The following is a 12,642-nucleotide window of genomic DNA, read 5'->3' as shown; positions in this document are numbered from 1 at the left end:
CCCGCGTCTGCGGGCGCACGTAACATTAGTTCGACAATCCCCGCTTACGATAGGTTCACAGTGTATGGCAGGTCAAACCCATAATAAATGGCCTTTGATGCTCTACCGAAACTAGCTAAACAAGACCAAAAAAGAATGTCAACTACACGGTGACTGACAATTACCTACAGCTGCCTCCTCCACCGGCTTTCGACCGTTGCCAGCTCGGCTGGGCCATAGATCGCCCGTTCGTGCTGCCCGTAATGAGCCCAGAGTTGGTCACCGGAGTCATAGTGCCACCACTCGCTGGGCAGGTTTGTGAATCCCGCCTCGTACATCACCGCGTAGAGCAGACGGCGGTTGTCGCGTACCTGCCGCTGAGTCTCCGACAGAGCTTCACGGTTCTCGAAGTAGGCAGTGTGCGAAGCCGGTACGGCCTCATCGAAGAGCGTGCCCATGTTGAGCGGTAACCCATCGGCATCGCTCAGCGTGACATCCACCGCCCCACCGGTCAGGTGGGGGCTGGGGGCCTCCGGTTCCCGGCTGGGGACCGAGACGAACTCCCGGGTGCGGGTCAACAACGATTCTTGGTCGAGCTCAGGGTGGTGGGCGCGAATCGCCTCCTGGAGGGTGTCAAACAGGTACTGCTGCACTCGCCAGGGTCGCCAGCCGTCGAGGATGATCAGACCCATTCCCTCGGGCAGCGAACGCGCCACCCTGAGCAGACGGCGATACACCCCTTCCCGAACGTAGCATTCGTTCACCGCCCCCGGCACGCTCTGCTTTGCATACACGGGGAATACCTTGATCGGCGCCGGCGCGAGGCTTAGCGGCACCAGCGGCTCGTCGCTGCCCTGTATGGGGATCCGGCTCAGCACCGGCCAGTCCGGCTCGGGCCTCTCGACGATCGGGGTGGCAGTCAGCTGAGAAAGGGAATCCGTCATTGCACTATCCAAGCAGTGTGGGGAGCCAGAGCGTCAGCCCCGGGAACAGGATCAGGAGCAACAGCACCATCACCGCCGTCAGCACGAAGGGCCAGATGGTCCGGAACAGCGACACAATCTCCAGGCGGCTGACCGCGGCGGCAACGAACACGCAGGCGCCCATGGGCGGGGTTATCAAGGCGATGGTGATGTTGAGTGTGATGATGATGCCCAGGTGCACCGGGTCGATCCCGGCCATCATCGCCACCGGGGAGAAGATCGGTGTCAGCAGCATCAGTGCCGACACCTCCTCCATGAACATGCCGGTGACGAAGGTGATCAGGCTCAGCATCAGCAGGATCACCACCGGCTGTTCGATGTAGGGAGCCAGCAGCTCGACGAACTGGTTGGGCACCTGGGCGTAGGAGAGCAGCCAGCTGATGGTGGCCGAGGCCGCCATGATCAGGAAGATGGCCGAGGTGAGACGCGTGGTATCGACGATGGCCTTCCACAGGTCGGCCAGGCGTAGGTTGCCAAGTGCGGCACCGCACAGCGCCACATACAGAGCGGTCAGGGCGCCAGACTCGGTCGGCGTGACGAACCCCAGCACGATCCCCGCCACGATGATGAAAGGTGCCACCAATGCCGGGAGTGCCCCCACCGCAGTGACCAGCAGTTCCCGTGCGCTGGGCAGCCCGCCTCGCTTCTCCATCCCGACGCGCCAGGCATACCAGGCGTTCATGCCCATGAAGGCTACGCCCAGCAGCAGCCCAGGGATCACCCCCGCGAGGAAGAGGTCGCCCACCGAGGTGTTGGTCAGCGAGGCATAGAGAATCATGAAGATGCTCGGCGGAATGATCGGCCCGATCAGCGAGCTGCCGGCGGTGAGCCCGGCAGCGAAGGCCGTGGAGTAGCCTTCCTTGCGCATCGGGGGGACCAGCAGCGAGCCCAGCGCCGAGGTATCGGCGACCGCCGAGCCGTTGACCCCGGCGAAGAACACACTGGACACCACGTTGACGTGTCCCATGCCCCCGCGCAGATGGCCCACCAGCAGCTTGGCGAAGGCCATCAGGCGATCGGTGAGGCGAGTCACATTCATCAGGTTGCCGGCCAGGATGAACAGCGGGATGGCCATCAGCGAGAAGGCATTGATGCCGCCGAAAAACTGCTGGGGCAGCATGCGCGGAATCATGCTGGGGTCGACGAACAGGAAGCCCACCAGCGAGGTGGCCAGCAGGGAGACGAACAACGGCAGGCCCAGCAGCACGTGCACCAGGAAGACGGCGAGCATGGTCAGGGTCATGACGCGTCCTCCGTCTCCGCCATCTCCGAGAGTTCCTTGAGGGGAGCCGGCCCGTACCAGAGCGCCTGCCAGGCCAGCAGCGCAAAGCCGATCGGCATCGCCATCATCGGCACCGTGCGGCTGACCCCCAGCCCCTGGCTGGTGAACATGGAGACCGACTGCGCATAGCGATAGCTGAAGATCGCCGCGGCAATGGCGATAGCGAGGGTAAGCAGCCATTGGTAGAGGTTGAGCAGGCGTCGAAGTGACACCGGCAGCAGCCGCTCGATCAGGGCCACCCGCATATGGCCACCCTCGACCCACACGGCACCAGCGGCCAGCAGGACGCTGCCGATGATCAGGTAGCGGGCCAGCTCATCCGTCCAGATGGGCGCCCCGCCGGCGAGATAGCGCATGAAGACGCCGTACAGGATGATGGCCAGGTCGATCAGCAGCAGGGTACTGGCCACGGACAAGGACACACGGCGGCTGGCCCCCAGCACGCGAGCGTTCAGGGATGACATGAAGGATTCCGGAGTTGTCGCGGTATGAGCATCCGGGCAGGCGCGGGCGCCTGCCCCGTGGGATGGGTGATTACTCGGCCAGGTGGGTCATGCCGGCGTCTTCGAGGGCCATCTCGATGAAGCGTGGTTCGATATCACGCTCACCCAGCCACTCCAGGTAGGCGGGCTGACCCAGCTCACGGAATGCCTCCAGCTCGTCTTCCGAGGGACGGATGATTTCCATGCCCTGCTCTTCGAGGTAGGCAATACGCTCATCCACCTTCGCCTCGTTGTGCTCACGGGCCATCTGGTTGGCCTCCTCGACGGCCTCCAGGAAGGCGCTGCGCATCTCCTCGTCCCAGCCATCGATCATCGCGCTGTTGCCGACCAGGAACTGGTCCGAGTACTGGATGTTGGCCAGGGTCAGGTAGTCCTGCACCTCGTAGAGGCTGCCCAGGATGATGTACATGGGCGGGTTCATCTGGCCATCGGCGACCCCGGTGCGCAGTGCCATGTAGACCTCGGTCCACGGGATCGGGGTGCCAGAGGCCCCGAAGGCCTCGTAGAGGGCGACCTGGCTGGGATCCATGGCGCGGAAGCGCAGCCCCTCGAAGTCCTCGGGGGAAGAGATCGGGCGCTCGTCGTTGGTGAAGGCGAGGAAACCGCCCTCTTCCACCACGGCGAGAAGCTCCAGGCCGGTACGCTCACGCAGCGCGTCTTCCACCGCCTGCCAGTACTGGCCCTCGTCGAAGAAGGTCCGGGCCGATTCGAAGTCGTCGAACAAGAAGGGAATCGCGCTGACGAAGATCTCGGGCACCACCGGTGACATGCCGGCGAAGGAGGCGATGTTGAGGCTGGGGGTGTTCATCACCTGCTCCATGCGCTCCTGCTCTTCGCCCAGCTGGCTGTTGGCGTAGAGCTTCAGCTCGATCTCGCCCTCGGTCTTCTCCTCTACCAGCTGCTTCAGGTTGGTGGCGAAGACGTGCACGGCGTTCTTCTCGGGATCCGGCGCGCCGTTGTAGCCGATGTTGACGGTGGTGGCGGCCTGAGCACTGCTGGCAAAAGCAGCGGCAAGACATGCCGTCAGCAGCGGAGCGGCAGCGAAGGAGCGGCCCAGAGAGGCGAGAGGCTTGCGGGCAAACAGGGTCATGCTGATCTCCATGGCTTGTTGTTGGTGAAGACCCGGCGACGCCGGTATATCAGCAGACTAGGCGTTGACGCGTTGACTATTCAAACCATATAGCATTGATATTTCATCAACGCCTGCTCTCAAGCAGTCGCGGTGCGTCGGCATTGAAGAAGCGCATCCCGCGACGAAGGTGGTCGAGGCAGGCACTGGCCGCCACGGTGAGCTCGCGCCCGGCCAGGCTCACGATCTGCGCACGGGCCTCGCTGAGGACCGGATAGGCCATCGGCAGAACGGCGATGTCACCCTGGCGGATCTCCTCGGCGACCGTCAGCTCGGGCATGAAGGTGATGCCGATCCCCGAGCGTACGAAGTTCTTGAGCACCGCCACGGAGTTGGTATGCAGGCGGGGGGTGATGGCCAGACGCTCCTGGTGCGCTACGGCGTCCACCATCTGACGCATCCCGAAGGGGCTGTCCATCAGCCCGATGGGCCACTCGCCCAGCGCCTGAAGCGTCACCGGGCTTCCCATTGCCGTGAGGGGGTGGCCGGCCGGCACGATCAGATCCAGCGGCTGCCGTGTCTCGACATGGCATGCAAGCTGGGTGTCCACCGGCGGTGCATAGAGCAGGGCCAGGTCGACGTCACGCTGCTTCACCAGCGCCATGGCCTCGTTGACGCCGGCCATGATGATCTCCAGTTCAATGCCGGGGTAGGCCGTCATGAAGGTCTGCATCGGCGCCGAGATGAGGTCGGCGATAAATCCCTCCCCCACCGCGATGCGGACCTGACCACTAACCAGGCCCTGCAACGCCGACAATCGGGAAATCACCGCCGCTTCGGCATCGTGCTGGGCGTGGTAGTGCTCGACCAACAGGAGTCCCGCCTCGGTAAGCCGGACGCCACCCGCGTGACGCTCCATCACCTGGGTATCAACCACCTCCTCCAGCTGGCGGATCTGGCGGCTGATGGCGGCCACATCGATGTTCAGATAAGTAGCGGCCTGACGCAGCGAGCCGCGCCGCATCACTTCGCTGAGATACGCGAGCGCCCGAGAGTTCAACATGGTAGAGAAGCGCCTGTTCGATCGTGGGTGCCCTACACGATACCACCCTGCCCGAGGCCATACTCCACCACCTCAGCTCAATTAACTTTATACCCTGACATAAAGCGACTCCAAACCAAGAAAATTAGGTTAATGTCTACTGCGTGCTATCTGTTGGATTGAAGTGATAGCCATTAATTAATAAGATATCAAGGTAAAGCATAATTTTCATACCGCCACCAGACATGCTGGTGACGACAGACAGCAACGATTGGGCACAGCCCGGAGATCACTCAATGTCACTACTGAACACCTACATGCAGAAAGAACAGCAGCTCAAGCAGCTTCAGGAAGAGCTGGACAATCTGAAGAATGACGAGCGACTCAAGGCCGAGCTCGACTTCAAGAACCACCTTGAGACTCTGATGCGGGAGTTCGACAAGTCGGCTTCCGACGTCATCAAGCTGCTCGACCCGACGCCCACAGCCAACAAGTCATCAAGCAGCACCAAGACCTCAGGTCGCGCCAAGCGGAAGCTCAAGATCTACAAGAACCCGAATACGGGTGAGGTAGTCGAAACTCGTGGCGGCAACCAGAAAACCCTAAAAGCCTGGAAAGAAGAGCACGGTGCCGACACCGTAGAGGGCTGGTTGGTAAGAACTGAAGATTGAGATACCTGAATTCAAGCAATAAGTGCTGCAGCTGGGGGGTTCTGGTCCTGGATGCTGACCGGTGGGTAGCCGGTGATCATGCAAAACCTCCCTGTAGCTCAGCGTCGAGATATACCCGGAGCTCACGTAAGGCGGATAGCCCGCCATGGCGCATATGCTCCATTGGTGGTCTCCCCTGAAAGAGCGCTCCCTGATTAGGATGACGCAGCCACCCGCACTGACGCTCGGTCAACGGGAACAAAGTCACCAACGCCGCGTAGACTCCCAGCAGAAGGGACGCTCGCTCTATTCGCTCACCATCCAAAGCTGCCCGGGCGGGATCGCTCGACCACATTCGGTACTTTGTCACCTCCATCCCCAGGAGGGAGGCCATCTCAGCCTCGGGGCACTCCCATTCACGCGCGATATTCGTCATTGTCCGCATGACCGCCGCGCTGACGGCAGTATGATCATGAACCTCCCGTTCTTCGGCGCTTACTTGCTCGAACGGCTCAAGGTACTCCTGCACCGAGCCCGTCAGACGATCCCGCGAGCTGTCGGGAGAAGCTCTCTTGGCACCATGCCTCGGTGCTCCGTCATCTCGTGTCATCGCGGCACCTCGCAGAAAACAAACCTTGGTTTTTTACATGATGTCCTGATGTTGGCAGCCATGCCAATGGCTGGATACCCTGCCACATAGGTATGGCAAGCAAAGGACTAGAGACATGTCTCTTCACGCCCCCGCCCAAAACACCGCAGAGGGCTCCTTCCTAACGTTCTTGGAGAAGGACCTGATAAACCGCCCAAGCAGTATCCGACCCGTTACGACCAAGACCGGCGGTCTCAAGTTCCAAGTGCAACGCTATTGAAGGGTGCTCGGTCCGCCGACGGATTTGTTGAGCACTTCGGCGTAGACTTCCAGTGGGGTTCGCCAGTCCAACGTCTGGCGAGGCCGTGTGTTCAGTGAGTCGGCGATCTCGTCGAGCTCTTCTTGGCTGTAAACGGAGAGATCCGTTCCCTTTGGCAGATACTGCCGCAACAGCCCGTTGGTGTTCTCGTTGGAGCCCCGCTGCCATGGGCTATGCGGGTCAGCGAAGTAGATCGCCGTACCGGTTTTCTGCGTGATCCCGGCATGCTTCACCATCTCTCTGCCCTGATCGTAGGTCATGGATAGACGCAGGGCTCGCGGCACCTCATTGAGCTTATCGCTGAAGCCAACGGCCGCCGCCGTAGCCGTGGTGCCATCCACTTTCGCCAAGATCACCAAGCGTGTGGTGCGCTCCACCAGCGTACCGACGGCAGAGCGATTGTTGGCGCCAATGATGAGATCGCCCTCCCAGTGACCAGGCATCAAGCGGTCTTCGATCTCAGGCGGGCGCATGTGGATGCTGACCAGATCGGGAATCTGCTGGCGACGATCCTTGCCACGGCTGCGTGAGCGACGCTTGCCGTTGCCCTGCCGCAGGCAGGCGATGAGCTCTTTCTTGAGACTGCCGCGGGGCATCACATAGAGCGCGTTGTAGATGGCCTCATGCGAGACCTGCCGACGTGAATCGTTGGGAGACATGCGCTTCAGTGTGCTGAAGAGGACCCCATCCTTCGAACCACCTGACAGGTCATCTAAGCTCGGATCGGATCACCATCGGCGTCAGGCCGCCTGTTTCACTGGTTGTGGGAAGTACGCCTCATCCGGTGTTGCATCGTCCAATCCCTGATGGGGCCGCTCTTGGTTGTACCAGGCGAAGTAACGGCCCAGTTCCTGCTTCAGGTGGGCCCCGTCCTTGAAGGCCCTCAGGTAGGCACACTCGTACTTCACGCTGCGCCAGAGCCGCTCCACGAAAATGTTGTCTCGGTAACAGCCCTTGCCGTCCATGCTGATGGTGACGCCGTGAGCCTCCAAGACGCCGGTGAAGGCCTGGCTGGTGAACTGGCACCCCTGATCCGTATTGAAGATCTCGGGCGCTCCGTGACGGGCCAGTGCCTCCTCCAGCGCATCCACACAGAAGTCCGTGTCCAGAGTGTTGGAGACCCGCCACGACAGGACACGGCGGCTATACCAGTCCATCACCACCATCAGGTACATGAACCCGCGTGCCAGCGGAATGTAGCTGATGTCGGTCGCCCACACCTGGTTCGGCCGGTCGATCGTCAGGCCGCGCAGCCGGTAGGGGTAGATCCGGTGGCCCTTGCCCGGCAGGCTGGTCCGTGGTCGCGGGTAGATGGCCTGGAGCCCCATCTGACGCATCAGGCGGCGGACCCGCTTGCGGTTGACCCGGTGCCCCAGCCGGTTGAGGTGGACGGTCATCCGGCGGGATCCGTAGACCGGCGTCAGCAGATGCTGCTCATCGATCAGGCGCATCAGCACCAGATCCTCGGCCAGCCACTCGCGCTGCTGGTAGTACAGCGAGGAACGGCTGATGCCCAGCAGCTGACACTGCCGTCTCAGGCTCGGGGTTGCGGAAGATGGCGGCTCGATCATGGCCAGGCGCTGGGCCCGGCTCAACGATCGAGCCTGCGTGATAAAAAATCGCGTTCCACCGTCAACTTACCGATCTCACGGTACAGAGTATCGATCTCCTCCTGGCTCTTCTGGGCGGCCTTGCCGCTGCTGCCCTCGAAGATGCCAGCGGCGTTGTCCAGCAGTTCACGCTTCCACTGGCTCACCATGGAGGGATGTAGCTCGAAGCGAGCTGCCAGCGCCGAGGTGGTCTCGTCGCCCTTCAGCGCAGCCAAGGCCACCTTGGCCTTGAACTCGTTGCTGTACTGCCGACGTTTCTTGCTCATGATCAGGGTCTCCTGGTCGGTCTGATCAGAGCTTAGCGCCTGGTCCGAATTTCGGGGACCACTTCAAGCCCTAACTGGATCGAAAGTTAGGGCTGTTTATAGCGCTACTGGTGAGAATCGTTGGCCAACTCACAAAACCATGGCAGCCACCCAACCGAAGATCACCAACGGAATATTGTAGTGCAGAAAGGTCGGCACCACGCTGTCCCAGATGTGATCGTGCTGGCCGTCTGCATTCAGACCAGCGGTAGGCCCGAGTGTCGAATCCGAGGCTGGCGAGCCGGCATCGCCCAGCGCGGCAGCGGTACCCACCAGGGCCACGGTAGCCAGCGGCGAGAAGCCGAAGTTGAGCGCCAGTGGGACGTAGAGAGAGGCGATGATCGGAATCGTCGAGAAGGAGGACCCGATACCCATGGTGATGAACAGGCCGACCAGCAACATGATCAGCGCAGCGAGTCCCTTGTTGTCGCCGATCATCTCGGCGGAGCTGGTCACCAGCCCTTCTACCTCACCACTGGCTTGCATCACGCTGGCGAAGCCTGCTGCGGTGATCATGATGAAACCGACCAAGGCCATCATGCGCATGCCCTCGGTGAAAATCCCGTCCTGCTCATGCCAGCGAAAGACGCCACTCAACGACAATACGGCGAAACCGAAAATCCCGCCCAGCACCATCGAGCCGGTATAAAGCTGCGCCGCTACCGTACCGACCAACGCAATGGCGAGCACGGCCTTCTGCCAACCTTTCAGATGTTGGGCCGCCTCGGCAGGAGTCTCGTCACCGTGCGCCAGGTCACGGTCTTCATAGCGACGCCCTTTCCGGTAGCTGATCAGCACTGCCACGGCCAGACCCAGCGCCATTCCCCCGATGGGAATCACCATGGCCATGGGCACCATCTGGCGCGTCACTTCAAGCCCCAGCTCGGCGCCGCTCTCATTGAGATTGGTCAGCAGGATGTCGTTGAGGAAGATGGCACCAAACCCCACAGGCAACAACATGTAGGGTGCAGTGATGCCAAAGGTGATCACACAAGCGACCAGGCGACGATCAAGCTGAAGATGGTTCATCAACTTGAGCAGCGGCGGCACGAGTACCGGGATGAAGGCGATGTGCACCGGGATCAGGTTCTGGGAGCTGACCGCCGCGGCCAGCAGTGCGGCCAGCAGTGTGTAGGTCACCATGCGACGACTGCTGCCCGACTCGTCGACATGAAAGCGGCGAATGGCACGATTTGCCATCACCTCGGTGATACCCGAACGCGACAGGGCCACGGCAAAGGCGCCCAGCACGGCATAGGCAAGCGCCACGGTCGCGCCATTGCCTAGCCCATCGTTGAAGGCATCAAGAATTTCCTTGATCGGCATGCCGGCATAGAGGCCCCCGACCAGAGTGGCGACGATCAGGGCAAAGACCACGGAAACGCGGGCAAGACTCAAGCCAACCATCACCAGGATGGCCAGGACGATAGCATTCATGTAAAGCCTACTTTGTCATTGGAAGTTGAATGCGATGACCTCTCCACGACCCGTCGCCGTGGAGAGGCACCAGGCGTATCAGCGCTGGCTGGGCAGCGTGCCGGGGCGAGCCAAGGGGCTCAGGGTTCGGGCGGCGAGCAGCTCACTGGCGGCTTCGATATCCGGCGCGAAGAAGCGGTCCTGCTCGTAGTGACTGACTCGCTCGCGAAGCAGTTGCCTGGCCTGCTCCAGCGTCTCGGTACTCTTCAGCCCGTGGCGCATGTCGAGACCTTGGCAAGCACCCAGCCACTCGATGGCCAGAATGCCGCGTACGTTGTCAGCCATCTCCCATAGGCGCTTTCCGGCGGCCGGGGCCATGGAGACATGATCCTCCTGGTTCGCTGAGGTGGGCAGGCTGTCGACGCTATGTGGATGCGCCAGGGCCTTGTTCTCGCTGGCAAGCGCTGCCGCGGTAACCTGAGCGATCATGAAGCCCGAATTGACCCCACCATTCTCCACCAGGAAAGGCGGCAGCTGGGACATGTGCTTGTCCATCATCAGCGAGATGCGACGCTCGGCCAGCGAGCCGATCTCAGCGATCGCCAGCGCCAGATTGTCGGCCGCCATGGCGACCGGCTCGGCGTGGAAGTTTCCACCGGAGATGATGTCGTCGTCATCGGCAAACACCAGCGGGTTATCCGAGACCGCATTAACCTCCACCCCCAGCACCTCGGCCGCCTGTCGAATCTGAGTCAACGCGGCTCCCATTACCTGGGGCTGACAACGCAGCGAGTAAGGATCCTGCACCTTGTCACAGTCGGCATGGGAGTCGCCGATGGCACTGCCCTCCCCCAGCAGATGGCGATAGGCTGCAGCAGCATCGATCTGGCCGCGCTGGCCGCGCACTTCATGAACCCGGGCGTCGAAGGGCGAGCGGGAGCCCAGGGTAGCTTCTACGGTCAAAGACCCACATACCGTGGCGGCAGCGAACAGGTCCTCGGCATCAAACAGGCCACGCAGAGCGTAGGCCGTCGAGACCTGAGTACCATTGAGCAGAGCCAGGCCCTCCTTGGGAGCCAGCTCCATTGGTGCGAGACCAGCGATCTCCAAGGCTTGGCGAGCCGGCACCCACTCGCCCCGATACCGGGCCTTGCCCTCACCCAGCAGCACCACACTCATATGAGCCAAGGGAGCGAGATCCCCTGACGCTCCGACGGAGCCCTTGACCGGGATATGCGGGTAGACCTCGGCATTGATCAGTGCGATCAAGGCATCGAGCACCTCACGGCGGATGCCGGAGAAGCCGCGCGCCAAGCTGTTGACCTTGAGCACCATGATCAGCCGCACGAGGTTGTCATCCAGGGCTGCGCCGACACCAGTGGCGTGAGAGAGCACCAGAGACCGCTGCAGTGCCTCGAGGTCCTCATTGGCGATACGGGTCTGGGCCAACAGCCCGAAGCCGGTGTTGATGCCATAGACAGTGCGGTTCTCGGCGATAACTCGGTTGACACAATCGACCGACTTGCCGATATCGGCATCGGCGCTGGCGGGCAGGCTGACGCTGACGTGCTCCTGAAAGACCTGGCGCGCCTGCGCCAGGGTCATCTTGCCGGGCTGAATCTCTAGATGGGGCATAGTGAAGTCTCCTGTTAGTTGTCCAGCATCGGCAGGTCGAGGCCGTTTTCACGGGCACAGTTCTTGGCAATCTCGTAGCCGGCATCGGCGTGACGCATGACACCGGTACCCGGGTCGTTGCGCAGCACCCGGCCCACGCGAGCATGGGCATCATCGGTGCCGTCGCAGACGATCACCACGCCGGAGTGCTGGGAGTAGCCCATGCCTACGCCGCCGCCATGGTGCAGCGACACCCAGGTAGCGCCACCGGCGGTGTTGAGCAGGGCGTTGAGCAGCGGCCAGTCGGACACGGCATCGGAGCCGTCCTGCATCGCTTCGGTCTCGCGGTTGGGGCTAGCCACCGAGCCGGAGTCCAGGTGATCGCGCCCGATCACAACCGGGGCCTTGAGCTCACCGTTCTTGACCATCTCGTTGAAGGCCTGACCCAGGCGGGCACGGTCCTTGAGGCCGACCCAGCAGATGCGCGCCGGCAGGCCCTGGAAGCTGATGCGCTCGCGTGCCATGTCAAGCCAGTTGTGCAGGTGCGGGTCGTCGGGGATCAGTTCCTTGACCTTCTGGTCGGTCTTGTAGATGTCCTCGGGGTCACCGGAGAGCGCCGCCCAGCGGAACGGGCCGATGCCCTGGCAGAACAGCGGGCGGATGTAGGCCGGCACGAAGCCCGGGAAGTCGAAGGCATTCTCGACGCCCTCTTCCATCGCCATCTGGCGGATGTTGTTGCCATAGTCGAAGGTGGGCACGCCCATCTTCTGGAAGTCGAGCATCGCCTGAACATGCACCGCCATGGACTGCTTGGCGGCCTTGACGGTGGCCTCGGGCTGTGACTTGCCACGCGCCACATACTCCTCCCAGGTCCAGCCCTGGGGCAGATAGCCATGCAGGGGGTCATGGGCGCTGGTCTGGTCGGTGACCATGTCCGGCTTGACGCCACGCTTGACCAGCTCGGGCAGCACGTCGGCCGCGTTGGCGCACAGGCCGATGGAGATCGCCTTGCCCTCGGCGGTGTAGCGCTCGATACGTTTGAGTGCGTCATTCAGGTCCTCGGCCTGCTCGTCGAGGTAGCGAGTGCGCAGGCGGAAATCGAGGCTCGACTGCTGGCATTCGATGTTGAGTGAGCAGGCACCGGCCAGGGTGGCGGCCAGCGGCTGGGCACCGCCCATGCCACCGAGGCCTGCAGTCAGGATCCAGCGTCCCTTGAGCTCGCCGTCGTAGTGCTGGCGACCCGCCTCGACGAAGGTCTCATAGGTGCCCTGCACGATGCCC

At 62.1% G+C, this 12,642-nt stretch carries 10 protein-coding genes and 1 pseudogene; 1 reads left to right on the top strand and 10 read right to left on the bottom strand.

The features are described 5' to 3' along the window. Positions 1–164: 164 nt before the first annotated feature. The 5 genes from Q673_RS34530 to Q673_RS34510 all read right to left on the bottom strand — a co-directional run bounded on the left by Q673_RS34530 (position 165) and on the right by Q673_RS34510 (position 4,879). Positions 165–923, bottom strand: coding sequence for a M15 family metallopeptidase (locus tag Q673_RS34530; protein WP_023007382.1), 759 nt, complete (start codon positions 921–923; stop codon positions 165–167). 4 nt (positions 924–927) lie between these two features. Continuing rightward, positions 928–2,205 carry a TRAP transporter large permease gene (locus Q673_RS34525; protein WP_023007381.1) on the bottom strand — a complete coding sequence of 426 codons (1,278 nt, stop codon included), beginning with the start codon at positions 2,203–2,205 and terminating at the stop codon, positions 928–930. Beyond that, positions 2,202–2,708 carry a TRAP transporter small permease gene (locus Q673_RS34520; protein ID WP_023007380.1) on the bottom strand — a complete coding sequence of 169 codons (507 nt, stop codon included), beginning with the start codon at positions 2,706–2,708 and terminating at the stop codon, positions 2,202–2,204. The genes Q673_RS34525 and Q673_RS34520 overlap by 4 nt, the downstream gene beginning before the upstream one ends. A gap of 70 nt (positions 2,709–2,778) precedes the next feature. Further along, positions 2,779–3,837, bottom strand: a complete 1,059-nt coding sequence (locus tag Q673_RS34515; RefSeq protein ID WP_023007379.1) for a TRAP transporter substrate-binding protein — start codon at positions 3,835–3,837, stop codon at positions 2,779–2,781. Between the two features lie 106 nt (positions 3,838–3,943). After that, positions 3,944–4,879, bottom strand: a complete 936-nt coding sequence (locus tag Q673_RS34510; protein WP_031218806.1) for a LysR family transcriptional regulator — start codon at positions 4,877–4,879, stop codon at positions 3,944–3,946. Between the two features lie 275 nt (positions 4,880–5,154). On the opposite strand from Q673_RS34510, the gene Q673_RS34505 reads away from it, so the two are divergent. Further along, on the top strand, positions 5,155–5,529 hold the full coding sequence (locus tag Q673_RS34505; RefSeq protein WP_023007377.1) for a histone-like nucleoid-structuring protein, MvaT/MvaU family: 375 nt from the start codon (positions 5,155–5,157) through the stop codon (positions 5,527–5,529). An 841-nt stretch (positions 5,530–6,370) separates the two neighbouring features. Here Q673_RS34505 and Q673_RS34495 read toward each other — a convergent pair. The 5 genes and pseudogenes from Q673_RS34495 to hutU all read right to left on the bottom strand — a co-directional run. Then, positions 6,371–7,048: pseudogene (locus Q673_RS34495) on the bottom strand (IS30 family transposase); the annotation flags it as partial. Positions 7,049–7,156: 108 nt separating this feature from the next. Next, positions 7,157–8,292 (bottom strand): IS3 family transposase gene (locus Q673_RS34490; protein ID WP_442778059.1). Its coding sequence is split into 2 segments (ribosomal slippage): positions 7,157–8,010 and positions 8,010–8,292, totalling 1,137 coding nucleotides; the frame shifts between segments, so codons are not numbered across the junction. 129 nt (positions 8,293–8,421) lie between these two features. Further along, positions 8,422–9,768, bottom strand: a complete 1,347-nt coding sequence (locus Q673_RS34480) for a Na+/H+ antiporter family protein (RefSeq protein WP_023007372.1) — start codon at positions 9,766–9,768, stop codon at positions 8,422–8,424. Between the two features lie 78 nt (positions 9,769–9,846). Continuing rightward, positions 9,847–11,382: a histidine ammonia-lyase gene (gene hutH, locus Q673_RS34475; RefSeq protein ID WP_023007371.1), complete on the bottom strand. Its 1,536-nt coding sequence runs from the start codon at positions 11,380–11,382 to the stop codon at positions 9,847–9,849. 14 nt (positions 11,383–11,396) lie between these two features. Beyond that, positions 11,397–12,642, bottom strand: a 1,246-nt coding sequence (gene hutU / locus Q673_RS34470; RefSeq protein WP_023007370.1) for a urocanate hydratase, incomplete at its 5' end; no start/stop codon positions are given.

The organism is Halomonas sp. PBN3 (genome assembly GCF_000475415.1).
In the GTDB taxonomy this organism is placed as follows: domain Bacteria; phylum Pseudomonadota; class Gammaproteobacteria; order Pseudomonadales; family Halomonadaceae; genus Halomonas; species Halomonas shengliensis.
Note: the sequence above shows the minus strand (reverse complement) of the source record. Positions and strands in the feature narration are given on the sequence as shown.